Origin of the sequence: Desulfomarina profundi (assembly GCF_019703855.1) — a bacterium.
Lineage (GTDB): Bacteria > Desulfobacterota > Desulfobulbia > Desulfobulbales > Desulfocapsaceae > Desulfomarina > Desulfomarina profundi.
In genome coordinates this window covers 927,915-953,070 of record NZ_AP024086.1, presented here as the reverse complement: position 1 = coordinate 953,070, position 25,156 = coordinate 927,915, and the positions used below count along the sequence as shown (strand labels likewise).

Genomic DNA, 25,156 nt, shown 5'->3' with positions numbered 1-25,156 from the left:
CCGATTTAAACCTTTATCAGCTGCAACGCACCGATCTGCCTGATATCACAGCCCGTTACACCCTCACCATAAAGAACCGCGACAGTATCTTCTGCCCGAATATACCCGGATTTCCGGGCCGTCTCCACGGCTTTTTCCAGCATATGCTCCCGGTCAAGCTCCTCCCTGATAACAAGTGGAATAATATTTTTATAAAGACTCGCATGGCGGGCAACATGTTCGGAGCGTGTTATAAGAATCGAAACAATGGTCCTGTTCCATTTTGACAGAACTGGATAAAGATGACCCTTCGGATCAAACAGCATGACTGCAGCCGCATTCCTCAGGCTGGCTGCGGCTGTAATAACCGGATTTGCGGTAGAGTCGTCCATCAATTGCTTATACTCTTCTACGCTCATCCCAGAGTACCGTTCTTCCTCACAGATAATCTCGGCCATTGTACGCACTACATTGACAGGATCCCTGCCGGTTGCGGTCTCCTGGGACAACATGACCGCATCGGTTCCTTCCTTTATTGCAACACTGACATCAGTTACCTCGGCCCGCGTCGGTCGTGAAAATGTGGTCATTGAATCAAGCATCTGGGTAGCTGTAATTACGGGTTTATTATTCTGCCAGCAGAGCTTGATGATTTCCTGCTGAATACGAGGGACCCTGGCCGCAGGAAGCTCAACACCCATATCACCGCGAGCCACCATGATCCCATCAGAAACCGATATGATTTCACGAATATCTCTTACTGCTTCAGGTTTTTCAATCTTTGCGATAACACGAAGATCCCTCTTCCCGCTTTTCCTGATATATTCCTTGATGCTGAGGATTTCTTCAGGGGACCTGACAAATGAAAGGGCTACATAATCAACGGAATGATTCAGGCCCCAATCCAGATCGCGCCAGTCCTTTTCAGTAATACTTGGCAGCGAAAGGGACGTCGCCGGCAGGTTTATTCCCTTGCCTGATTTCAACAGCCCACCCACTACCACTTCACAGACAACTCGTTCCTCCCCCTCTTCTACAACCCTGAGTTCCAGCAACCCGTCATCAAGAAGAATCGGATCATCTTTTCGCAGATCTTTCAATATCTCCGGAGTAATAGTTGAAATACACTCCGCTGTTCCATCCCTTTCCGCCGCCTGTATTACAATCTGTTTTCCGGGAAGCAGTTCCGCTCCACCATCTTTCATCCTTCCCGTTCTGATTTTGGGTCCACAGAGATCCTGGAGAACGGCAACCGGCTTTTCCCATAATGATTCAGCCTGCCGCAGGGTAGCAAGAACTGCTTCATGGTCTTCATAGGTCCCATGGGAAAAATTCAAGCGGGCAACATCCATTCCGGCAAGGATCATTCTGCCCAATATTTCCGGACTCGAACTGGCCGGTCCCAGGGTACAGACAATACGGGATTTTTTATTGATTGTATGGTGGGTCTGGACCCGAACACTTTTCAGAATGGAAAACAGTGTATCAAAATCAAAAGGTTTGGGCAGGATACCGACTATGGTTTTGTATTTTCTCAAACGTTGTCTGACTTCAAGTTCATCACTCCTTGAGGAAAGAATCACGATCGGCATATGCGGAGAAACAACTCCTATTGCCTCGATAAATTTAAAACCATCCCAGAACGGCATACTGATATCGGTAAGAATAACATCAAAGATGACGGAGGAAGCCAGAAGAAATCCCTGGTGCCCATTGTCGACAACTTCGACACTGTGGCCTTCCTTTTCCAGCCTTTTTCTGATCAGCAGTTGTGTTGACTTCGCATCTTCCAGCACCAATATTCTCATTGTCCGTCTCCCCTCATTTCACCTCACACCTCACACCTCACACCTCACACCTCACACCTCACACCTCACACCTCACACCTCACACCTCACACCTCACACCTCACACCTCACACCTCACACCTCACAATAAAAGGATACGGGAATTCTCAAGGAATTTGAAGGTATTTCTCATCTTCCTATTCCTGTTCCTTCCAGACTCTGGCCCCTAATCCACTCAATTTATCCACCAGGTCCTCATATCCACGCTCCAGATGATAGATTCTAGCCACTTCAGTACGTCCTGAAGCTGCAAGACCGGCAATAACAAGGGAAGAGCTGGCCCGCAGGTCAGTTGCCATGACTGGTGCTCCGGACAGACCGCGTTTCCCCCCCCCCGTACAATGGCATTGCGGCCATCGACTTTGATATCCGCTCCCATCCTGCGCAGTTCAGCCACATGCATAAAACGGTTTTCAAAAATAGTTTCATTGATCATGCTGACACCTTCACTGACAGCCATGAGGGCCATGAACTGGGCCTGCAGATCAGTGGGATAACCCGGATAGGGCATTGTCTTGATATCAACTCCCTTTAATGTACTTTTTCCATCCGGCTGACCAATACTGATTCGGTCTCCCTTTTCCGCAATTTGAAGGCCTGTCGCCCTAAGTTTTTCAAGAAGAGCGGGTAAATGCGTAGGATTACAGTGAGTAACGGTTCCAGTCCCTCCGGTCGCGGCAATGGCAATCAGGTATGTTCCCGCTTCAATCCTGTCCGGAATGACCCTGCAGTCAGCGACACCGAGGGATGCAACTCCAGAAATAGTCAGTACATCAGTGCCCTTGCCATGAATATCGGCTCCCATCTGGTTGAGCATGTCTATGAGATTTCCTATTTCCGGCTCCCTGGCGGCATTTTTCAATACCGTTGTCCCTTCAGCAAGAACTGAAGCCATCAACAGGTTCTCGGTGGCAGTCACCGAAGGAATATCAAAATAGATCACATTTCCCTGGAGTCTGCCGGAAATCCGTGCATCAACATATCCCTTTTCCAGCTTGCAGGTAACACCAAGTTTTTCCAGCCCCATGATATGAAAATTTATGGGTCTGGCGCCTATTGCACAGCCCCCTGGCAGGGAAACCCTGGCTTCACCGAGCCTGGCAACAAGCGGTCCCAATACCAGAACAGAAGCACGCATCGTTTTTACCAGGTCATAAGAAGCCTCACCGTGGGCGAGCTTACTGCTGTCCAGGATTACAGTATCTCCATTTCTCTCGCACACAACTCCCAGCTCCCCCATCAATCTGATGAAGGTCCTGGTATCCCGCAAGTCCGGGACATTGCGGAGAGTATGCTTTCCCGGGGCAAGCAATGTGGCGGCCATAAGCGGTAATGCTGCATTTTTGGCTCCACTTACCCGCACCTCACCGAAAAGTTTTCGCCCTCCTTCAACTATCAGTTTTTCCATGGTTTACCCCTGTATCTATCTCATTGTAACTTGTCACAGGATTTGTAACTCTGTGTTTTCATCTACCTTACGAGAAAAGGCGTTCATTCAAACCAGTGTCATTGACCTCAATATTGATGATCTCGTAAAAAGTCGTTCAACGTTCCCAGATGGACTCTGGAAAAACTTCGATATACAAGGCGTGGCGGTGTCGTGTAAGCGCAGGCGTACATATGGTACGTCGAGCATTACACGATCACCCCACAACGCAGTAGATCGGAGTTTTTACGAGTCCATCAATATTCCAATTGTGCGTAAAGTACTCTATCAAGCCCCGCATAATCGGTGATAATTTTTACTTGAACAAATCCGGGCAAAACTGTTTCATTTTCAAGAAAAATATTCTCGACAGCCTCACCCTGGTCGGCTCCGATTTCCATAAATATTTCACCACCGGGTAGAAGCATCAGGGGCATAACGGCTCTGATTCTCCCTATAACATCCAACCCTTTTTCTCCGCCGTCAAGGGCCAGGTGAGGCTCAAAACCGGCAACATCTTTTTCCAGACTGTATTGTATTGCTGAAGTGCTGACATAAGGAGGATTGGTGACAATCAAAGAAAACCTGGTTTTTCGGCAGAGAGCAGAACACAGATCAGAACAGAGCAGATCGATGCGGGAAGTAAGAGCATGATCATCCCTGTTCATTGCGGCTACAGCCAATGCCTCAGGAGAAATATCCACAGCCAGGATACGCTGTCCGGTTTCTCTGGCAAGAACAACACTGATAACTCCACTTCCACAACAGAGATCCAGGATTCTTCCCCTCGTCAGGTTCTCTTTATTGGCTATGGTCAATACTCTGTCGAGAAGAAATTCCGTCTCGGGACGGGGAATCAGTACATCATTTGTCAGGTTGAAAGGTAGAGACCAGAATTCACACTGTCCGAGAATATAGGCAACAGGCTCATGGTTCACACGCCTGGCAATACATTTGAAGTAGAACGATTCCCGGCTTTCCTCTACATTTTCATCCCCATGAAGCAGGAGCTCAATCCGGTTTTTACCGAGACAGTGTTGAAGTAATACCCGTGCATCGGTTCCAGGAGAAACAACGTCGGCTTTTTCCAATGCGACAGTACCGGCCCGGAGAAGTTCATTTATATGCATAAAGTTGAAATCATATACTATTTACCCCTTACCATGCCCTCCTTCCTCGCCATCTATTGAATGGCTTTCAGCTTTTCCGCCTGATCATGGGCTATGAGAGGATAAATTATTTCTTCGAGCTTCCCACCGATAACTGCTTCGAGTTTATAAAGAGTCAGATTGATCCTGTGATCTGTTATACGTCCTTGGGGAAAATTGTACGTTCGTATTCTCTCGCTGCGATCTCCGCTGCCCACCTGGCTTTTACGATCCTGGGATATCTTGTCGTGGTGTTCCCTTTCCAGCTGATCAAGAATGCGGGCACGAAGGACAGTCAATGCCTTGGCCTTGTTTTTATGCTGGGATTTTTCATCTTGGCAGGAGACAACCACACCCGTCGGCAGATGGGTGATTCGAACCGCGGAATCCGTAGTATTAACTGACTGTCCACCGGGACCTGATGCACGAAATACATCTATTTTGAGTTCAGACATGTCAAGATTCAGCTCAACCTCATCAGCTTCGGGCAATATTGCAACTGTTACCGCAGAGGTATGAATCCTGCCCTGGGTCTCAGTCTCCGGTACTCTCTGTACCCTGTGAACACCACTTTCATACTTGAGCTTCGAGTAGACCTGTTCACCCTTTATAAGGGCTATAATTTCCTTGAAACCACCAATGCCAAGAGGGTTTGAGCTCATTATCTCAACTTTCCATCCCATGCTTTCAGCAAAACGGCAGTACATCCTGAAAAGATCTCCCACAAAAAGAGCTGCCTCATCCCCACCCGTTCCGGCACGGATTTCCAGGAAGGTATTTTTTTCATCATTGGGATCCTTGGGGAGAAGGATGAGTTTAATTTCCTGATCAAGCTTTCTTTCCTTCTCTTCAAGCTCTTCAATTTCGAGCCTGGCAAGCTCCTTTATTTCCGGATCCTCTTCATCATCCTGCAGTAAAATCTTATTATTTTCCAACTCCTGCTGAACGTGCCTGTATTCTGAATAGATCCCGTTCAACTTTGTCAGATGTGCATGCTCCCGGACAACCTTCTGGTACTCTTTCTGATTCGTCACGAGTTCAGGGTCAGACAGACGACCTTCAAGATGTGAAATCTTTTCTTCCAGATCAGCAAATTTTTCAAACATAGGAGCTCAACCAAAGAGATAGGGGGATGAAAGAAAAAAGTCCACAACCATGCGAGCCATCGTTGTGGACAGAACTGAACCGAACTACAGAGAGGAAACGCTCAGTTACAAAAAAAAAGGACAATTACTTATTGTTTTCCTTTTTCTTTCTCCGCATAGTGTTTTGCATAACGCTGTTTAAACTTCTCGATACGTCCGGCAGTATCCACAAGCTTTTGCTTGCCTGTAAAAAATGGATGGCAGGCGGAGCAGATCTCAACTTTCATCTCATCCAGAACTGAACCAATTTCAAATTCACTGCCGCAGGCACATGTTGCCTTTATCTTATGATATTCAGGATGTATATCATTTTTCATATCACTATTCCTTCCACATATCTTCGTGTGGTGTTGAAATTAAATATAATTGAACCAGATAGTCTATAAAAGTTCAACCCGGGGGAAAAGTCTGCCTGGAGACTTCCCCATAAACCCAGCATGACTGAACCAGGTGGCTCGGTAATTTATGCCTTTAGGGTGCAACAAAGTTATGAAAATCCGACTGCGATAAAAAACCTTTTGCAATAGGAATTTCAAATAAATCAACATGGCTGGACCAGACGGCTCAGCCGTAAAAAACAAGTGAAAGTCCCAATTACAGCAGAAAAACCTTCTGCTGCGGAATTTTCAGATAAAACAGGAAAGCTATAATAATCAACACCGAGAAATTTTCAAGTGAAATATTATCCTGGATTCTGGACCGTTCGATAATATATGAAGGAAAAATCACCCATTCATGGAATCGAGAAAATCCTGGTTGGTTTTCTGGTGCCTGAGTTTGTCGATGAGAAAATCCATACAGTCCGCTGGATTCATGGAATTGAGAAGCTTTCTTAAAATCCAGATACGATTCAGTGCATCTTTCTTAATCAGCAAATCTTCTTTCCGGGTACCGGAACGTTTGATATCGATGGCCGGGAAAATCCGCTTATCCGCCATTTTCCGATCCAGCACCAGTTCCATATTACCAGTACCTTTGAACTCCTCAAAAATAACCTCATCCATACGACTGCCGGTTTCAATCAATGCAGTCGCCAGTATTGTGAGGCTGCCCCCTCTTCAATATTTCTGGCGGCACCAAAAAATCGTTTGGGCCTGTGCAGAGCATTTGCCTCAACACCCCCGGAAAGAATTTTTCCACTGGAGGGTGTTACGGTATTATAGGCCCGCGCCAGCCGGGTAATGCTGTCCAGAAGAATCACCACGTCTTTTTTATGCTCCACCAGCCTCCTGGCTTTTTCTATTACCATTTCGGCTACCTGGATGTGTCGTTGGGGTGGCTCGTCAAACGTTGAGCTGACCACCTCTGCGGTTCTGACACTCCTGGTCATCTCCGTGACCTCCTCGGGACGCTCATCAATCAGCAAAACAATAAGATAGACATCCTTATGATTTCGAACAATGGAATTTGCAATTTTCTGCATCAAAACCGTTTTACCGGTTCGCGGCGGCGCTACAATCAGGCCACGCTGTCCTTTGCCGATAGGTGCAAACATGTCCATTATCCGCATGGCATAATTATCCGGCTGCCATTCAAGAGTAAAGGGGTCGTTGGGGTGCAGTGGTGTCAGGTTGGCAAACAGCGTTTTCTGCTTTGATGCCTCAGGAGGATCAAAGTTCACACTTTCAACTTTGAGCAAGGCAAAATACCGCTCCCCGTCCTTGGGCGCCCGCACCAAACCATCAATTGTATCCCCTGTTCGAAGATTAAGCCTGCGAATCTGGGATGGGGACACGTAAATATCATCCGGTCCCGGAAGATAATTATAATCGGGAGCCCTTAAAAATCCGAATCCATCAGGAAGAATTTCCAGAACCCCACTTCCCCTCATCTTTCCGTCTTTATCGGACTGGGCTTTCAGAATTGCAAATATCAGCTCCTGTTTCCGCAGAGCGCTGTATCCTTCGACCTTGAGTTTACGGGCAAACTTTACAAGTTCGCCGATTTTCATCACTTTCAGTTCCGCCAGATTCATTAATCCACTTCTCCTTTTTGAGACTGTTGGCAGGATAACGACAAACCACACATTGCATCACTATCTGTTCAGGACAATACCTGTAATGAGTACAAAAACTGTGGGAATAACTATTCAATTATGATAACAACTCAAAACAATACGACATCACGGATTCAACAATTTCCTGTAAAATATGCAGGATTCAGATGTGAATGTTTGCTATCTCTATTTGTGTTCCAGATATAAACCAGAATGGGGCCTGTTGACCAGATCCATGACGAATCAAGAAATTGAAAACTGTGAGTTTACGAAGCTTGTCAAACAGACAAACACGCACCCGGCAGGACATTTAAACAGGGTTCAAAAAATGATTCAACAAAGACAGGAATTGGATTTCAATTTGTTGTCTCCTTATACGTATTCAATCCCCCACTGTCAAGCTTTTTCCTGAATCTATGACTACATCCTGTTTTTTTCTGTTTTACCCAGTATGATCGGAGCATATGGTTCGAATATTTATATCTGCCAGAGCATTGACAATCCAGCATGATCGATGAAAATTGACACAATATTCATGAGAAATGCGGGCTAACCAGCAAAAATCACCCGCGTCAGATAGCTGACCTGCAACACGGTAGAAACAAAGGTTCCGCTGTTGTCAATAATGAAAGAAGCTTGTGGAAGCTTTTCATCAAGAGGAATCTGGTTATCAAGAATTGAGCGAATGATTTCCCTGCTGTGACCATCCCGTCTGGCAACCCGTTCATAAACAACTGCTTCCGGAACATAAACAAGGACACTGATATCAAAATCATTCTGCCATCCGACCTCGTACAGCAGTGGCACCTCCACCAAAAGGCAGTCTGTTGATGTTGCTTTTTCCCTGACGATATCTCGAACCAGAGGATGAAGAATCGATTCCAGTCTGTATTTAACAGAGTTATCTGAAAAAACAGCTTCCCGCAATTTTGACCGATCAAGCGCCCCATCCGTCGTAAGAAACTCTCTGCCAAAGGATTCAAGCAGCTTTGTATATCCTATTTCTTCCGGAAGCAACTGCTGTCGGCAAAGCTCATCTGTATTCACCAGCTCGCAGCATAACCCCGCGGCCAACAGCTTGCTGACAGTACTTTTCCCGCTTCCCAGGCCTCCGGTAACAGCAATTTTCACTGTATTTTCTCCCGTCTCTCATCCATGCCCAGTTCCTCAAGTACTTTCATGAAATCAGGCCACAGGGGTGCCGTCATATCCAGCATAGTTTTTTTTACAGGGTGTTGTAGAACCAGGCGATGGGCATGAAGTAACTGACGTGGAAAACAGCTGTTTTTTCTGTTGCTGCCGTAAACACAGTCTCCCGCAACGGGATGGCCAAGGTGGGCCATATGGACACGGATCTGATGCGTTCTTCCGGTTTCAATAAAAACCCTTGCCAGGGAAAACCGGTTGTCCAGTTCTGCAACCACTTCCCAGCTGCTGGCGGCATGACGACCTCTGTCGGGCAGAACCGTCATCTTCTGCCTGTTTACGGGATGTCGCCCGATGGGGGCTGAGATCCGACCTTTTTTATCCTTCATGAGACCATGCAGAAGTGCCAGGTAGCTTTTTTTCACCTTCCGATTTTTAAAGCTCTCCATCAGCATCATCTGAACAGGCTCAGTCTTTGCTACTACCATGATACCGGATGTATCCTTATCAAGCCTGTGAACAATACCGGGACGAAGACTGTCTCCTACTCCTGATATTGACCTGCAGTAATGGACCAGCCCGTTCACAAGGGTGCCTGTATAATTACCACTGCCTGGATGAACCACAATTCCGGGTGGTTTGGAAAGAATGATCAGACTGCTGTCTTCAAAAAGAACGGTAAAGTCTATCTTCTCGGGCAGTACTTCCAACTCCGGAGATTTAAAAAATGTTCCGGCAACAATCTCCCCGGCCTTGAGGCGGTAACTCGCTTTCTGTACCTTATTATCAACAGTAATCAGACCACTTTTGATTGAAGTGGTTATCCGAGTTCTGGAAACAGTCTGCAAATGACTGGAAAGAAACTGGTCCAGACGAACTCCTGTCTGCCGACCATGTATTTTGAAGAGAAAGGAATCACCGGAGATGCGGGAAGGATTTTTATCTTCCATTGAGAGTTTACGCGATAGCTGCCCTGAAAAATACCGTCTGTCGTTTTGCCATATCCCTGAATCCGTGCCTGCCTGTTATTCTGAATAACCGACAAATGCTCACGGATTCAGGATTGCCACAGGAACCCAGGAGGCTGTCCGAGAATGGTCTTTCGCTCAAGCTCCTAGGAAAAGATGGCATCTATGGTTTTACTGACAGCGGACTCTTCAGTGTTCTGGGCAAGGGATAATTCCTTCACCAGAAGACTTTTTGCTGTATCCAGCATTTTCCTCTCACCATAAGAAAGATCCTTGTCCACACTGAGAAGAAAAAGATCACGAAGAACAGCGGCAACTTCATGGACGGAACCGGTCTTGATTTTCTCCATATAATCCCGATAACGTCGATTCCATGTCTGCGCCCCAAGTTCAACAGTTCTGTCAGCAAGAATGTCGAGCACACCACTTACTTCATTTTTATTGACAATAGCACGAAGCCCTACACTTTCACTGCTTTCTGTAGGTATCATTATCCTCATTCTGTTATCCAGAATCTCCAGAACATAGAATGATTGATTGATACCCGCAACAGTCTGTGTTTCTACAGACTTTATAACACCAACTCCATGGGCTGGATAGACAGCCATATCACCTTCAGCAAACACTCATATCTCCTTGTTCCAAGGCACCTGTAATAAGGCAGAACAGTTAAAACCCCTAGCCCCGGGATTTCTCATCAGTTCAGGTTGCGTCAGCTTCAAAGTTATTTGGCAGTAAACGACAGACTGTAAGTTTACTGCCAGAATAGTGAAGAAGATGACCTGGGCTGAACTGACCTCCGGTGAACATTGTGAAAAAATTCAACAGGACTGATTCTCCTGATTTATTTTAATGAAAAACCTGTCCAATAAAACTGACTCAATGTTCATGAGAAATTCGGGCTAAGACTCTTTTGACAAAAACCGGCTGAATCAAAATCTCAGCCTTGTATGCTCTCTGGATATTGCGAGCAAAGAAAATTCCAACCGTCGTAACCCACATCAACGAGTTGAACATTTTCGCAAAAACCAACGGAAAAATACCGATTTGGAATATTTTGTATAATCAAAACAGCTTTTTACTGTTTATATTACCCATAGGTTGCAGGAAACATTCTTTACTATCAATACAACAGTGTTCAAATATAACACATTTTACCTGAAAATACTGTTATTTTTGTGTGACACTTCATGAATAAAGGGAATCCCGTTTATTATGAAATCAGAACGCTGGAGAATCGGACAACATAATTGAATAACAGAAGCTGGGGAATAAAGAAAAGATGATCTCGATACAATACATCGTTTACATATTGGGCAACATGCAGGGTGTCCTATAATCTATTGTCAAAACCTATGAATCTGACCCAACCTGGACTGATGAGAAATCTGGTCCAACGCACGAGTAAACAGCTCTGAGAAGAGCTGAAATTTCTTTTGGTATCTGCATTCATGATAATGCTATTTGAGACTGTTGAGAAGAGACATGGCACGGGGTACTCCCTCCTCAAAGAAAATACGCAGTCCCTGTTCAAGCTGGTCATACCGGGCTGACAACCGACTGATTTCCTCATCCGTCAAACGACTGAGCACATATTTTTCCACAGGAAAATCACGGTGTACATCTCCCTGTCCCGGCCGACCTATACCGATTTTCAAACGAAAAAAATCTTTTGTTCCAAGATGCTGAACCAGAGAAAGAATACCCTTGTGCCCACCAGCCCCACCTCCCTTGACCAGCTTAATTCGACCTGCGGCCATATCAAGATCATCCTGAATAACCAAAATACGGTCAGGGTTTATTTTAAAAAACCGAACATACTCAACGACACCCTTGCCACTGAGATTCATATAGGTCATCGGTTTCAGGAGGAGAAGGTTTTGTCCAAAAAGACGTCCCGTCCCTGAAAGGGAATTCCATTTAAAACGACTGATATCAATATGCCATCTTTTCGCGAGTTCATCCAGAACCAAAAAACCTATATTGTGCCTGGTACCTTCGTACTCATCACCCTTGTTTCCAAGACCGATTATGACTGAATTCCTGCCACTCATAAATCTCCAATGCTCCCTGACAGAAACAAAAAAAGTCCGGGAAGATGATTCTCCCGGACTTAAAAAAAAACTTGTTGAAAGATTCAGAATCAGGCGGCAGCCTCAACTTCCGTAACCTCTTCTTCCTCTTCAGCGTCTTCCATATCCTCAGGATCAATCTTGATACCCGCTTTCACCACGGCGATGGCTATCGCTTTCGGATCAGTTTTCATCTTGACCCCTTCCAGCAGAGCAATGTCACCACATCTTACCACATCGCCTATAACCATTTCCTTGATATCAACTACACATTCATCCGGAATAGCCAGTGGTTTTCCCTCAAGAACGATTGTCGGGTTGTGCACCAACAATTCTCCACCGAGATCTTCCCCCTTGGCGGGCCCATCATAGAAAATCGGAACATCAAACGAGCGATCCTTTTTCAGATCAATTTCACAGAAATCAACGTGGATCAGCGTATCACGAACCGGATGGGTCTGTACTTCAGATATCAGCACACTTTTCTCTTCCTTCCCATCAATTTTCAAAGTAACAATAGCATTGCGCCGATAGATATCCAGCAGTTTTCCAGTCAGTGTTTTGGTCTCCAGCTGCAGAGAAACAGCATCTCCTCCACTTCCATACACTACGGCGGGAGTCTTCCCGTCCATACGCAGTCTGCGCATTGCACCTTTTCCGGCTACTGACCTGAGAGAAGCTGACATTTCAACCTGAAGCATAATTCCTCCTTTACAAAACAGCCACTCCTGAGTGATTCAGTGACTGACCATATCATTAATTAATAGTTCGTGCAAAAACCGTCTATACAAAGAGATAGCTCACAGAATCCTCATTATGAATTCTGTTGATCGCATCGGCGAGCAACTCGGAAACAGACAGCACCTTTATTTTCTCACATTTCCGCGCTTCCGCCCTCAGTGGGATGGAATTCGTCACAACCAGTGATTTCAACTCTGAATTGTTGATTCGTTCAATTGCCGGCCCGGAAAGGACAGGATGTGAACAGCAGGCATGGACTTCCTTTGCACCGTTTTTCAACAGTGTTGCGGCTCCTGCACACAAGGTTCCGGCCGTATCCACCATATCATCCATCAAAATGGCCACCTTGCCGGCCACATCACCGATCACATGCATCGCCTCACATTCATTCGGTTTATCGCGACGCTTGTCAATAATGGCCAGACCCGAATTCAATCTCTTGGCAAATGCCCGTGTCCGCTCAACCCCCCCTGCGTCCGGAGAAACCATTATAACATCGGAAAAATTTTCCTTTATATATTTGAGAACAACCGGGGCTGCATAAAGATGATCAACAGGGATATTAAAAAAACCCTGGATCTGTCCCGCATGAAGATCCATGCACAAAACACGTCGCACACCAACGGCCATAAACATTTCCGCCACAACCTTGGCGGTAATGGGCACCCTCGGTGCATTTTTTCTGTCCTGACGGGCATATCCGTAGTAGGGGACAACTGCAGTTATACGCCTGGCTGAAGCACGCCTGAGTGCATCCACCATAATAACCAGCTCCATGAGATGATCATTCACAGGTGTACAGGTGGGCTGAACGACAAAAACGTCCGTACCGCGGACGTTTTCTTTCACTTCGACAAAGATCTCACCATCGCTGAACTTTTTCACTTCAGCTTCACTCAGGGGCAGCTGCAGATGGGCTGCAATTTCCTGGGCCATCTGCTTATGAGCGTTACCCGAAAAAACCTTTATTATATTAGGCATTGTATCGAATTATGTTAAGAACAGGTAAACGTATCCCGATGGCTGGGGCGGTAGGATTCGAACCTACGAATGCCGGGATCAAAACCCGGTGCCTTAACCACTTGGCCACGCCCCAGCGCTTGCTTTTGCTATGTATACTTTATCTCCGAATGTGCGGATCAGTCCACCGGCAATACGTTCAAAATCCCACTCATCCGGTTTCTCCTTGCGGGGAAAAACCCCGAAAACAGTTGCACCACTGCCCGACATCAAAGCTTTTGATGCCCCGAAATTCAACAGCATTTGTTTCATACTGTCAATTTCAGAGTACCTGGCACAGGTGACCTTTTCAAGGTCATTATGCATCAGATCCAACGGCAAAAAACCTGTTTTGCGCTTTTGAAAGCAAGACAACTTATATTTTTTGTCTGCAGTTGTCAAGAATAAATTATCAAATACCCAGCGGGTTGAAACGAAAAAACCCGGGTTCACCAGAACAAATATATAATCAACCAACGAATCAACCGGATACATGATATCGCCGATTCCCCGGGCTATCACCGCATCATAATCCGCAACAAAAAAAGGAACATCAGCACCAAGACGACGACCAAGCTGTAAAAGTTTATCTTCTGTCAAAGGCCTTCCGTACAGTCTGTTCAAACCTTTCAGCACAGCTCCCGCATCACTGCTGCCGCCACCAAGTCCCGCGGCAACCGGAATATTTTTTTCAAGAAATATATTCACACCGGCAGAAACCGGTCCATCAACTTCATTCAGGAATAATTCCGCTGCCCGGAAAACAAGATTATCCTCTCCTGCAGTAAGGTCGGGATCACTGCAGGAAAGACTGATGCCGGGACAATCTGTCAGCTCAACAGTCAGGACGTCACACAGATCCAGTTTCTGCATCCAGGTTTCAAGTTCATGGTAGCCATCTTCCCGGCGTTTCAGTACACTCAGGCAGAGATTTATTTTTGCGGGCGCACGAAGCTGGATCTTTTTTGCTGAAATCGACATAATGTTTCGTGATTCCAATCACTTCTTAACTGCTTTAACGAACCTGAGTTTAATGTCGTATAAAATATTTTTCAGCATCTCCTCTTCATCTGAAGAGAGATTTCCCTTTGTCTTGTTCTGAATAAGCTCCAAAGTATCAATTCCATGGCGCGCAAGTTCCAGGTCAACACCCCTCTCCCCCGTCGCCGGATCAACAATTTCACCCAGATGAAAAAGTACGGACGTATTGAGCGACATGACAAAGGCGGAAAAGGTCACCTCCGGCATGACACATTTCCCCTCCCTGTCAGGCACTTTTCCTTCACCGCATCCGCAATTACTCTCCTGTTTCTCTTCTGCCATTTCTCCACTCTCCCTTAAGAGTTCCGACAATTTCAAATCCTCATTGTATACAACTTTAATCCTGCAACTGGCAATCTTGCCGAAAATAGGTGGCATCGAAGTGCAGGATTCAGGTACAAGACAAAAAGGAGCAAGGTTCAATAAAACATTCCACAACCCTGCTCCCTGCGCCTCATTTTTTACATCTACTGCTTCTCACATGCCCGGCAGATCCAGCACCTGGGCATCTGCTATATTTTTAAGACTCCTTACCCGTTTTAGCAACTCTTTTGATATTAATTCATTGGTACTGAGCAAAATAACATTCTGATTGCTCTCCTCTTCACGGCCCACGGTCATTCTGGATATATTGACCCCCGCTTCTCCAAGTGTCGTGCCGAGAGCTCCAATCACTCCGGGAACGTCCTTGTTGTAAACCAGCAGCATGGGACCGGAAGGCAGAGCCTCCAGCCTGAAACTGTTCAACCTGACCAGCCTGGGTTCCCTTCGTCCAAAAACTGTCCCGACAAGTACATCTTCACCCTTGTTCGTTACCACTTTTATGGAAAGCGTATTGGCAAAATCATCAGCTTTTTCGGTTTTCGACTCAACAACCTTGATTCCTCGATCCTTGGCAATAACCGGAGCATTGACAAAATTAACAGCATCTTTCAAAATCGGTGTAAAGAGGCCTTTCAGGAATGCAACCGTAACCGGGGTTGTATTCAGCTCGGCAAGTTCACCACCGTATTCCAGGTTGATTTCCTCAATTCCCCTTTGGCAATCTGCATATGGAGAGAACCGAGCATCTCTCCCAGGGTCAGGTACGGCCCCACCTGGGCCAGAACTTCATCACTTACGGAAGGAACATTCACCGCGTTGGTAACAGCCCCTTTCAGTAGATAATCAGCAAGTTGCTCTGCTATGATGGTGGCTACATTTTCCTGGGCTTCACTGGTCGAGGCCCCGAGATGGGGAGTACAGATGAAATTATCCAGACCGAGAAGCGGGCAGTTTTCCAGGTTAGTGGGTTCGTTTGCAAATACATCAAGGGCTGCGCCGCCGATTTTATTATTAACAAGTGCGTCATACAATGCTTCCTCATCACAGACTCCCCCCTGGCACAGTCGACAAACATGCCGTCTTTCTTCATGTTTTCAAAAAACTCAGAGGAAACAAGATTCTTTGTTTCAGAGGTTAACGGCACATGCACCGATATATAGTCGGAACGTTTGGCGAGTTCCAGCAGGGAAACCAGTTCAACACCCAGTTTCTCTGCTATTTCCGCTGGAAGATGAGGATCGTAGGCAATGGTTTTCATTTTCAGGCCCTGGGCACGGCTGACAGCAATACCACCAATTCTGCCCATACCGATCACACCGAACACCTTGCCGGTCACCTCTCTTCCCATAAACTTTTTCTTTTCCCATTTGCCGGCTTTCATGGAGGAACAGGCACGAGGAATGTTACGGGAGAGAGCCATCATCATGGCAATGGCATGTTCGGCAGCCGTGGTTGCGTTCCCATCGGGAGCATTCATCACCACGATACCGCGTTGACTCGCCGCGGGAATATCCACATTATCCAGACCTATTCCGGCACGACCGACCACCCTCAACCGGTGGGCCGCATCAAGGATATTCGCCGTTACCTTCGTCGCACTACGGATTACAAGGCCGTCATATTCCCCTATGATCGCTTTCAGTTCTTCCGGTGCCAGCCCGGTATTGACGTCAACTTCCAACCCGGCTTTCTCAAGAATTTCTACACCGGATTTTGACAAATTATCACTGATCAGTACTTTCATAATTTTTTCCACCATTAGATTTTTAGCCGGGATTGCACAAAAAAACACGCAACCATTCAATATAAAAAGAATTAAATACAAATTGTCTCGTTGGCTTATAACGGAAAAATAAGCGTATCGGGAATCAACATGCAGGTACAGAGAAGAAAATATACAGGGTAAGAGTGCGGAGAACAACAAAAAACTCCTGGCCAATTCAGCATAATTGCGGATTCCGTAAATTACCGTTAAAAACACCCGGTCACCTGATATTCGCATGCTCATTCAAAAAAAAATTTTCATAGTCCCTGCTCCACTGAACCAATATTTCCTGAATCTGTACTGACGTGCCAAATCAGTTTCATTATCAGCACTCTGCAGCATGAAAACAGATCAACACCATGATGTCTCGTATCTTCGATTAACTTGCTAATTGCAGGATTTAGGTTATATATAATCAGCCAATAATCATGAAAGATTCATTTCCGCAACAGCGGAAACTCTTCATATTTTTATTTATACCAACTCAGGAGCCAGCTGCATGACAGAGACACGATTACGATTTCCACCAAGCCCCACCGGATATCTGCACATAGGCGGAGCCAGAACCGCACTTTATAACTGGCTTTACGCCAAAAAAACAGGAGGAAAACTCATCCTCCGCATTGAGGACACTGATACAGACCGCTCAACGAAAGAATCCATCCAGGGCATCCTTGACGGGCTTGAATGGCTGGGGATCGACTTTGATGAAGGACCCTATTTCCAGACCGATTTCAGTGATGACCACAAGGCCAGTGCCGAGAAACTGCTGCAATCCGGCCAGGCATATAAATGTTTCTGTACCAAAGAGGAACTGGACAACAAACGTGAAGCGGCCCTGGCTGCCAAAAAGCCACTCGGGTATGACAGGACCTGCAGAAATCTCACTGAAGAGGAAATTCAGAAGAAAGAAACAGCCGGCCTCCCTTACGTCATACGATTCAAAGTTCCAGAAAGAGACGGTACCATTGGCTATGACGACAGGATTCTTGGCCATATTGCCTCCAATTACCGGGAAATAGACGACTTCGTCATTGTCCGATCAAACGGCAGTCCTCTTTACCTGCTCTGCAATGTTACGGACGATATCCGTGACAGGATCACTCATATTATTCGCGGACAGGACCATATGACCAACACCATCAAGCAGATTCTCCTCTACGAGGCCCTGGAAGCGCCACTGCCCGTATTTGCTCATATGCCGCTGACCCTGGACACGAAAAAAGCAAAAATCTCCAAGAGAAGCCACGGGGAAATAGTCTCCGTCCAGTTCTACCGTGACCACGGCTTTATCCCATGGGCACTGAACAATTTCCTGGCCCTGCTTGGCTGGTCTGCCGGCGATGACCGTGAAATTTTTTCCAGGGAGGAACTGATAGAAAACTTCTCCCTGGAACGTATCAACAAATCCAGCTCCATTTTTAACTACAGAAAAAATGATCCTAAATTCTTCACTGATCCAAAAGCAATTTCCATCAATGAACACTACCTGAGAACCATAGATATTGAAGAACTCGGGAAAATGGTTGCAGTGGAACTGAAAAATGAATCATTATGGGATCCGGCTTATGACGCCGACAGGAAAGAATGGTACCTGGCAACACTGGATCTTATTCGTGACAGGTTTCATACATTAAAAGATTTCACCTCTGCCGGCAGAGCGTACTTCAGTGATGACTACACGGTTGAACAAAAACCGCTGAAAAAAAATATACTGAAACATGAGGGGTTAAAACAGTGGCTTCCCCAGCTTGCGGACCGTTATGAAGCTCTCGAACAGTTTTCCCTGGCAGAAACAGAGCGTGTTGCCCGGGAACTCGCCGAAGAACTTGAAATCAAACCCGGTATTATAATAAATGGTATGCGAACCGTGGTTACCGGACAGCTGGCAGGTCCTTCAATGTTTGACATTCTCATGGCAATCGGTCGTGAACGTGTGGTTGCGAGGTTGAGAAATATTGAAAAACTCTACCCGAGCTGAAAAATCTCATTCAACCTGCTGACACGAACGAAAAAACAGATCACTCATTACATTACAATCACATGGAAAAAAAAGACGATAGAGAACAACAGGACAAACCACTGGACTTTATCCGCCAGATCATCGCCGATGACCTCAAAAGTGGAAAACACAGCAAAATTATCACCCGTTTTCCTCCGGAACCAAACGGTTTTCTCCACATCGGCCATGCAAAGTCGATCTGCCTTAACTTTGGTATCAAGGAAGAAAATAACGGAATCTGCAACCTGCGTTTCGACGATACCAACCCGTGCAAAGAAGACAACATCTATGTTGAAGCAATTAAAAAAGATGTCAAATGGCTCGGGTTTGACTGGGGAGAGCGTGCCCTGTTCTCTTCTGATTATTTCCCCCAACTCTATGAGTATGCCATCGAGCTCATCAAAATGGGAAAAGCCTATGTCTGTGAACTTTCTGCCGATGAAATACGGGAATACAGAGGTACCCTGACCGAACCGGGAAAAGAGAGTCCTTGGCGTGACAGGCCGGTGAAGGAAAATCTTGAGCTTTTCAAACGAATGAAAAACGGAGAATTTGAAGAGGGGAGTCATGTTCTGAGGGCTAAAATCGACATGGCCTCCCCAAACCTCAACATGAGAGATCCTGTAATCTACCGAATACTGGAAGCAGAACATCACCGGACAGGGAATACATGGAAGATTTATCCCATGTACGATTACACTCACTGTCTCTCTGATATGCTGGAAAACATCACCCATTCCCTCTGCACCCTAGAATTCGAAGACCATCGCCCCCTCTACGACTGGACCCTGGATACCTTAAAAACACCCTGCCACCCAAGGCAAATTGAGTTTGCCCGCCTGAATCTTACCTATACCATCATGAGTAAGCGAAAACTGATGCAGCTGGTGGAAGGCAGGCATGTTGACGGCTGGGATGACCCACGCATGATCACCCTGTCCGGATTGCGAAGGCGTGGTTATACCCCGGCCTCCATCCGTAACTTTGCCGGGACCATTGGCGTAGGCAAACGGGACAGCTGGATAGATATGACTGTTCTTGAAAATGCCATACGGGACGACCTTAACCCCATCGCTCCCCGTAGAATGTGCGTACTCGATCCAGTTAAAGTTATCCTGGATAATTATCCTGAAGATCTCGTGGAGGAAGTGGAAGGCAAGAATCATCCTCAGAATCCGGAGATGGGTACCCGTATGCTGCCCTTTTCCAGGGAACTGTATATTGAGCGTGCAGACTTCATGGAAGATCCACCCCGGAAATTCCACCGCCTGGGACCGGGCCGTGAAGTTCGCTTACGTTATGGATATCTTATCCAGTATGTCTCCCATGAAAAAGACGAAAAAACTGGTGAAATTACTGAAATACACTGCACATACGACCCCGAGACCAAGGGAGGCTCAGCCCCGGACGGTAGAAAGGTCAAAGGAACAATACACTGGGTTTCAGCCAAAAAGGGAGTAAATATTACAGTCCGTCTCTATGACCGCCTGTTCAAGGTCGAAAATCCGGAGGAAGACAGAAATACCCATTTTATAGATCAGCTCAACCCCGATTCCATGATCACCATGGACCGGGCAGTCGCCGAACCGGAAATCGCCGGGCTTGCCCCGGGTACAACCATCCAGTTTGAGAGACAGGGTTACTTCTGTGTTGATCCGACAACATCAGAACACAACAGACCCATTCTCAACAGAACAGTGACCCTGAGAGACTCCTGGGCAAAAAGAAAATCCTGATCCAGGTCAACCTCGACACATCGAGTTAGTCCGATCCTCCCGCTCTGGCCGACAAATAATTCAGGAGAGCCTAAATTATTTATCGACCGTTAAAAAAATGTTGACTCCTGACTATGTTTGTTTTATCTAAAACAGGAGAAGGGAGAGAACAATGCATAGAAAACGAAGAAGAAAATCTAGATGTTGCCCGAATAATTTGCCGGAGTTCCAGGAACAGACAATTTCACCGCAGAAAACAGAAACTGCCGGCATGGAAAGCAGAAGAGTGACTGGTTGCAGACGATTTTCCGATACTCTCAAAAGCTGCTTTGGCAGAAAAAGATGCGGGCGACACGCAACACCTGAATCTTTGCAGAAATGCAGAGGAAGAGTCAGGGTATGCAAGGTAAGAGGTGACAGGAAAATTTGTGCGAAAATGGCAGCAATGGGACTGTATCCCGGTGTTGAAGCTGATATAATCTGTGCTGAGGAGGGAAACAGGTGTCTCCTGAAGGTTCACGGGGGAACCATCAGCCTGGATCCTGCACTCTCAGAAAATATTATGGTGACAAGCGTATAATTTCATTCACGGGCACATCGACTTGTGTCCTTTTATTTTGCCCTGCAATTTAGGGTTGCCTAATTTTTTAATGGTGGTATATATGTTTGAAAAAATTTTCATCCTGCTTATCATAGCCGGTTGTATATTTTTTATCTGCCGAAGATTTTATCGGCAATGGAGAAGTGTAGCCCAGGGAAAAGGTGTACCTTGCTGCACCGACTGCTGTTCGTCTTGCGGATCCGGATCATCCTGCAATGACAGGCAGAAATAAGGTGTTGGCTCAGGCACTATTTTGACATAAATCCTGTGCTCTGGAAAACTTGCCGATTACAGGATTTATGTTTAAACCAAAAACAACAATACAAAAATGCATACAGTGATTCTGAGAAACATGAAAAAGAACCAGAGTGGTATCATCAAGGCCATTACAGTCACCGGAGAACTGGGCCGACGCCTGCGGGAAATGGGATTGACTCCCGGAACCGAAATTTCAGTCTGTGGCCGGGCCCCACTCAAAGATCCTGTTGCAATCCGCGTTCTCAACTCCATCCTTACTCTTCGCAATAACGAGGCCGAATATATCCAGGTTGAAGTAGACCAGAATTCTTAACCTTATAATTTCCTATTCATTCCAGCTGAAATCAACTGTCATGCAACTTAAAATCGCACTTGCCGGAAACCCAAATGCCGGAAAAACTACTCTTTTCAATCAATTGACCGGCGCCCGGCAGCATGTGGGAAACTATCCCGGTATCACAGTTGATCACAAGGAAGCCTGTATCATCCATAATGGACGGCGGATGACCATTACCGATCTTCCTGGAACTTATTCCATGACCGCATACTCTGCTGAAGAGCTGGTCGCCAGAGATTATCTGGTGAACGAACGGCCGGACGTGGTTATTGATATTGTTGACAGTTCCAACCTGGAAAGAAACCTCTATCTTACATGTCAGTTTCTTGAACTGGGAGTCCCCCTGGTTATCGCTCTCAATATGATAGATGTTGCCAGGGACAGGGGCATAGAAATAAAGGTGGAAAAACTCCAGGAACTGATAGGGGTACCGGTCGTTCCTGTAATCGCCCGATCAGGATTCGGCAAAGAAAAGCTCATTGAAGAAGCCATCAGCACCGCCGACAGAAAAGAACCCTGGCAATCAAGAAATATTTCCTATGGAGAAGATCTCGATATTGCAATAAAAGAACTTGTGGAGGTTATCTCCAAACACAGATTCATCACCGATGCGTACCCTCCAAGATATACTGCTATCAAATACCTTGAAGACGATGACCAGATTCTGGAAAAGGGTCGAAAACATGATCAACATGTGGCAGAAAAACTGGAAAAAATTGTCGCCCAGGCTGCTGATCACACCAGGAAAACACTTGATGTCTATCCGGAGGCAATCATAGCGGATCAGCGTTACGGCTATATAAAATCGATCATCAGACAGGGAGTACAGATTAACACCTATGCAACCGACAGGCTGTACACCTCCGATAAAATTGATAAGGTGCTGACTAACCGCCTGATGGGACCGGTCATCATGGTTTTGGTCCTGTTCGGACTCTACCAGTTTACCTTCAGCTGGAGCGAATTGCCTGTATCCCTGCTAGAATCTTTTTTTGGCTGGTTTGGCGGGATTATCGAAACCACACTTCCCGATGGACTGATAAAATCAATGATAATCTCGGGAGTTATTGACGGTGTCGGAGGTATTCTCGGCTTCGTTCCTCTTATAATGTTCATGTTCTTCGGTATTGCTGTCCTCGAAGATTCCGGTTACCTGGCAAGGGTCGCTTTTATGATGGACCGGGTTTTTCGGATATTCGGTCTGCATGGTTCATCAGTCATGCCGTTTATTGTTTCCGGAGGAATCGCCGGAGGCTGTGCCGTCCCCGGTGTCATGGCCACGAGAACCCTGCGCTCACCCAAGGAAAGAATGGCAACCCTGCTCACGGTGCCATTTATGAACTGCGGCGCCAAACTTCCAGTCCTTGCTCTTCTGATCGGTGCATTTTTCAGCGAGAACAAGGCTCGCTACATGTTCTTTTTTACCATGCTCGCCTGGCTTGTGGCTCTTCTGGCCGCCAAACTCCTGCGCTCCACAGTCCTGCGGGGTGCTCCCACTCCGTTTGTCATGGAACTGCCGCCCTATCGGTTTCCGACCATACGTGGCCTGTTTCTCCACACCTGGGAAAGAACCTACCAGTACATAAAAAAGGCCGGTACAGTCATCCTTGGAATCTCCATTCTACTCTGGGCCATGATGACCTTCCCGGGATTGGACGGGAAACAGCAGGAAATGTTTAACCAGCAGCGACAGAAAATAATTGCTTCCTTTAACAATGGGGAAAATGGCCAGGAGGCAGGAAATAATCCGGCCATGGCCATGAGACTGGCCGCCATAGATAACGCCGAGAAAGAAGCCACTCTGCAGCATTCGTTCGCCGGCAAAATTGGCGGTGCACTGGAACCACTGACAAAACTTGCCGGGTTTGACTGGCGTACCAATATTGCTCTAATTGGTGGATTTGCCGCCAAGGAAGTTATAGTATCAACTCTTGGTACAGCCTACTCCATGGGAGATATAAACACGGACAAAACAGAAACACTTGGAGAACGCCTGAAAAAAGACCCTGGCTGGAACAAGGTTGTAGCCGTTTCCGCCCTGATTTTTATTATGTTTTATGCCCCCTGTTTTATCACCGTCATCTGTATTGCAAAAGAATCTTCATGGAAATGGGCCTTTTTTTCCATATGCTTTAATACGGTTTTCGCATTTTTGGCGGCTGTGGCAGTTTACCAGGCGGGCATGTTTTTTCAGCTGAGCTGATTTTTACTGAATCCGTCTTGCGGGTTCAGGCCTGTCCCGTAAGGGCAAAAACTGTTTCCTCCTGCTGCCAGATATGCAGCTCGATACCGGACACATTGAGAGAATAGATACGTCCCGGTTCCATATAAAAACCGATCTCATCCCCGGAGACGACAAAAAGTGAATAAATACTTTCAGACTTGTCCTGATAGAGCAGATGGGCGAAATCACAGTTCTTGATATAACAGATTCTTCCACCGACTATCTTCAGATTCTTCTTTGGCAATTGTTTCACTACCGCGGGGTAATGCAGGTTTTTCACGGTCCACTGCTCCATATCTCCAATCTTTTCATACATCGGCAGGATTCTTCCGTGATCCCGGTGTTCTCTTGCTACATATTTTCCAAGCTCTCCCAATGAAGAAAAATTCCCTGGAGAAGGAGCAAGAAAAAAAATAACAAACACTGCGGCAATGGCGGCAATAGATGCAACCAGGCCATGTTTTATTCTTTTCCGTTTCACTGGTAAATCCAGACATCTATCTATCCGGGCGTACAGTCCGTCATCAACTTTCTCATACTGAAACATTTCGACGATACACGTTTCAAGTTCCTCATCAAACTGCATGAGTTGCGCACATTGCGCACAATGTGTCGCATGTTTCATCGCCCTGTCCGCTTCGGACAAATCATGGACATCCCGGTTTTCCAGCCAGGAGGTGAAGGTAGTGCAATTCATGGTAGAGACCCTCCTAGCCCAGCATAGCTGGACATTTAAGCTAAATCCTTCTCTCAACCCCCGCAATAGCAGAGATTATTTCCTCAATCCAGACAGATGAATAATCTTCCCAATCCCCTTTTTTCCGGCCGAAAGCCGCAACAATCCCTTTTTCAGATACTGCTTGCCCCGCGCAAGCCTGGACATGACCGTACCGATGGGGATATCCAGGTACTCAGCGATTTCCTGGTAAGTCATCTCATCCATATAATAAAGAATAAGTGGAGACTGAAATTTTTCGGGTATTCCTGCGAGAACTTTATGGAGCTTTCTGTTGGCATCTTTTTCAATAATCCGGTCAACGAAGCCTGAACTTTTTTCATCCTTGAAATAATTAAGATAACTCGTACCGTCATCCAGATAGGGGCGCCTCAGGAACTGTCTTCTTTCCTTGAGAAAATGATTTCTGAGAATTGTAAAGAGCCAGGCCCTGCAACTCTTGTCATTACGCAGCTGGGCAAACCTGGTGTATGCTGAATACATTGTTTCCTGAACCAGGTCCTCTGCGTCATACCGGTTTCCACTGTATTTCATGGCAACATTGAAAAGAAATTCAAGGTGGGGATAAGTCAAGTCCTTGAATCTCTTTTTATCAACTCGCCGCAGAATAACCATGACGCCTCCAGGTAGAATCCATCTTGGGAACTTACAGTAAAGAGCTTTCGGGCAACCGATTTATTCCATTT

The 25,156-nt window shown here is 46.2% G+C and carries 21 protein-coding genes, 1 tRNA gene and 3 pseudogenes; 5 read left to right on the top strand and 20 right to left on the bottom strand.

The window, feature by feature from the left end:
* Window positions 1-5 precede the first annotated feature (5 nt).
* The 18 genes and pseudogenes from pyk to LO777_RS20375 all read right to left on the bottom strand — a co-directional run.
* Window positions 6-1,787: a pyruvate kinase gene (gene pyk, locus LO777_RS04465; protein WP_228856355.1), complete on the bottom strand. Its 1,782-nt coding sequence runs from the start codon at window positions 1,785-1,787 to the stop codon at window positions 6-8.
* Window positions 1,788-1,963: 176 nt separating this feature from the next.
* A pseudogene (murA, locus tag LO777_RS04460) lies at window positions 1,964-3,234 on the bottom strand (UDP-N-acetylglucosamine 1-carboxyvinyltransferase).
* A 275-nt stretch (window positions 3,235-3,509) separates the two neighbouring features.
* Window positions 3,510-4,382, bottom strand: coding sequence for a peptide chain release factor N(5)-glutamine methyltransferase (gene prmC / locus LO777_RS04455; protein WP_228856354.1), 873 nt, complete (start codon window positions 4,380-4,382; stop codon window positions 3,510-3,512).
* Between the two features lie 53 nt (window positions 4,383-4,435).
* Complete coding sequence (gene prfA, locus LO777_RS04450) at window positions 4,436-5,506, bottom strand: peptide chain release factor 1 (RefSeq protein ID WP_228856353.1); 1,071 nt, start codon at window positions 5,504-5,506, stop codon at window positions 4,436-4,438.
* A gap of 128 nt (window positions 5,507-5,634) precedes the next feature.
* Window positions 5,635-5,862: a 50S ribosomal protein L31 gene (gene rpmE / locus LO777_RS04445; RefSeq protein ID WP_228856352.1), complete on the bottom strand. Its 228-nt coding sequence runs from the start codon at window positions 5,860-5,862 to the stop codon at window positions 5,635-5,637.
* Window positions 5,863-6,270: 408 nt separating this feature from the next.
* Window positions 6,271-7,520: pseudogene (gene rho / locus LO777_RS04440) on the bottom strand (transcription termination factor Rho).
* 570 nt (window positions 7,521-8,090) lie between these two features.
* Complete coding sequence (gene coaE, locus LO777_RS04435; RefSeq protein ID WP_228856351.1) at window positions 8,091-8,672, bottom strand: dephospho-CoA kinase; 582 nt, start codon at window positions 8,670-8,672, stop codon at window positions 8,091-8,093.
* Window positions 8,669-9,637, bottom strand: a complete 969-nt coding sequence (locus tag LO777_RS04430) for an RluA family pseudouridine synthase (protein WP_228856350.1) — start codon at window positions 9,635-9,637, stop codon at window positions 8,669-8,671. Before LO777_RS04430 ends, coaE begins: the two co-directional genes overlap by 4 nt.
* A 164-nt stretch (window positions 9,638-9,801) precedes the next feature.
* Complete coding sequence (locus LO777_RS04425; RefSeq protein ID WP_268907509.1) at window positions 9,802-10,281, bottom strand: CarD family transcriptional regulator; 480 nt, start codon at window positions 10,279-10,281, stop codon at window positions 9,802-9,804.
* 834 nt (window positions 10,282-11,115) lie between these two features.
* The gene (gene pth / locus LO777_RS04420; protein ID WP_228856349.1) at window positions 11,116-11,709 is read right to left on the bottom strand and encodes an aminoacyl-tRNA hydrolase; all 594 of its coding nucleotides are present in this window, start codon (window positions 11,707-11,709) and stop codon (window positions 11,116-11,118) included.
* An 89-nt stretch (window positions 11,710-11,798) separates the two neighbouring features.
* Window positions 11,799-12,428, bottom strand: coding sequence for a 50S ribosomal protein L25 (locus tag LO777_RS04415; protein WP_228856348.1), 630 nt, complete (start codon window positions 12,426-12,428; stop codon window positions 11,799-11,801).
* An 82-nt stretch (window positions 12,429-12,510) separates the two neighbouring features.
* Window positions 12,511-13,449: a ribose-phosphate pyrophosphokinase gene (locus LO777_RS04410; protein WP_228856347.1), complete on the bottom strand. Its 939-nt coding sequence runs from the start codon at window positions 13,447-13,449 to the stop codon at window positions 12,511-12,513.
* Window positions 13,450-13,488: 39 nt separating this feature from the next.
* Window positions 13,489-13,564, bottom strand: a tRNA-Gln gene (locus LO777_RS04405).
* Complete coding sequence (ispE, locus tag LO777_RS04400) at window positions 13,543-14,448, bottom strand: 4-(cytidine 5'-diphospho)-2-C-methyl-D-erythritol kinase (protein ID WP_228856346.1); 906 nt, start codon at window positions 14,446-14,448, stop codon at window positions 13,543-13,545. Before ispE ends, LO777_RS04405 begins: the two co-directional genes overlap by 22 nt.
* 18 nt (window positions 14,449-14,466) lie before the next feature.
* Window positions 14,467-14,820 carry a DUF1844 domain-containing protein gene (locus LO777_RS04395; protein ID WP_228856345.1) on the bottom strand — a complete coding sequence of 118 codons (354 nt, stop codon included), beginning with the start codon at window positions 14,818-14,820 and terminating at the stop codon, window positions 14,467-14,469.
* Between the two features lie 165 nt (window positions 14,821-14,985).
* Window positions 14,986-15,498 (bottom strand): ACT domain-containing protein, encoded by a 513-nt coding sequence (locus tag LO777_RS20385; protein WP_329955718.1) that lies wholly within the window; start codon window positions 15,496-15,498, stop codon window positions 14,986-14,988.
* Entirely contained in the window at window positions 15,495-15,644 is a 150-nt protein-coding gene (locus LO777_RS20380) for a hypothetical protein (RefSeq protein ID WP_329955768.1), read from the bottom strand. The genes LO777_RS20385 and LO777_RS20380 overlap by 4 nt, the downstream gene beginning before the upstream one ends.
* A 150-nt stretch (window positions 15,645-15,794) precedes the next feature.
* Window positions 15,795-16,576: pseudogene (locus tag LO777_RS20375) on the bottom strand (hydroxyacid dehydrogenase); the annotation flags it as partial.
* 520 nt (window positions 16,577-17,096) lie between these two features.
* Between LO777_RS20375 and gltX the strand changes: the two are divergent.
* The 5 genes from gltX to feoB all read left to right on the top strand — a co-directional run bounded on the left by gltX (window position 17,097) and on the right by feoB (window position 23,713).
* On the top strand, window positions 17,097-18,578 hold the full coding sequence (gene gltX, locus LO777_RS04385; protein WP_228856344.1) for a glutamate--tRNA ligase: 1,482 nt from the start codon (window positions 17,097-17,099) through the stop codon (window positions 18,576-18,578).
* Between the two features lie 62 nt (window positions 18,579-18,640).
* Window positions 18,641-20,335 carry a glutamine--tRNA ligase/YqeY domain fusion protein gene (locus tag LO777_RS04380; RefSeq protein ID WP_228856343.1) on the top strand — a complete coding sequence of 565 codons (1,695 nt, stop codon included), beginning with the start codon at window positions 18,641-18,643 and terminating at the stop codon, window positions 20,333-20,335.
* Between the two features lie 151 nt (window positions 20,336-20,486).
* On the top strand, window positions 20,487-20,894 hold the full coding sequence (locus LO777_RS04375; protein ID WP_228856342.1) for a FeoA family protein: 408 nt from the start codon (window positions 20,487-20,489) through the stop codon (window positions 20,892-20,894).
* Window positions 20,895-21,243: 349 nt separating this feature from the next.
* Window positions 21,244-21,486 (top strand): FeoA family protein, encoded by a 243-nt coding sequence (locus tag LO777_RS04370; protein WP_228856341.1) that lies wholly within the window; start codon window positions 21,244-21,246, stop codon window positions 21,484-21,486.
* Window positions 21,487-21,526: 40 nt separating this feature from the next.
* Window positions 21,527-23,713, top strand: coding sequence for a ferrous iron transport protein B (gene feoB, locus LO777_RS04365; RefSeq protein ID WP_228856340.1), 2,187 nt, complete (start codon window positions 21,527-21,529; stop codon window positions 23,711-23,713).
* 25 nt (window positions 23,714-23,738) lie between these two features.
* Here feoB and LO777_RS04360 read toward each other — a convergent pair whose 3' ends face one another.
* Together LO777_RS04360 and LO777_RS04355 are read right to left on the bottom strand one after the other, a co-directional pair.
* On the bottom strand, window positions 23,739-24,431 hold the full coding sequence (locus LO777_RS04360; protein WP_228856339.1) for a hypothetical protein: 693 nt from the start codon (window positions 24,429-24,431) through the stop codon (window positions 23,739-23,741).
* A 75-nt stretch (window positions 24,432-24,506) separates the two neighbouring features.
* Window positions 24,507-25,085 (bottom strand): RNA polymerase sigma factor, encoded by a 579-nt coding sequence (locus tag LO777_RS04355; protein ID WP_228856338.1) that lies wholly within the window; start codon window positions 25,083-25,085, stop codon window positions 24,507-24,509.
* Window positions 25,086-25,156 lie beyond the last annotated feature (71 nt).